Here is a 369-nt window from a genome sequence, read left to right as displayed (position 1 = left end):
GAAATTGACCGATTTGTGCGCCACAAGCGCAGCGTAAACCTTTCGCCCGACATAGACCGCCGCGCTGAGACTGTAATCGACACCTGCGGCCCACACAGATGGCGTCGAAAAGCCATTGCGAAGCTCTGGCTTCAACTGATCCCAACCGACAGACTGGTTCGCCAACTGGAGATCATCGCGCTGCAGGATCCTGATCCGCTCGCGAATTTCATCAGTCGTGTACGCGATCTGATCCAGCTCAAGATTCACCTTGTCGCCAGGCAAAGGGGTCGAAGGGTGCGTGGACTGGAAGCCCGCGAAGTCGAAATCACGTTCGTAGGGTAAAGGCTGTGCCATGGCTCACGTCTTGATAATCTTGTTGAGGATGAA

At 55.0% G+C, this 369-nt stretch carries 1 protein-coding gene; it reads right to left on the bottom strand.

The annotated features are described in order from the left end of the window. Positions 1 to 336 (bottom strand): hypothetical protein (locus tag ACTJKP_RS27265; RefSeq protein ID WP_440632885.1); only part of this gene is annotated, 336 nt, incomplete at its 3' end. Positions 337 to 369: the final 33 nt, after the last annotated feature.

The organism is Brucella sp. 22210, assembly GCF_052045675.1.
Taxonomy (GTDB): Bacteria; Pseudomonadota; Alphaproteobacteria; order Rhizobiales; family Rhizobiaceae; genus Brucella.
Note: the sequence above shows the minus strand (reverse complement) of the source record. Positions and strands in the feature narration are given on the sequence as shown.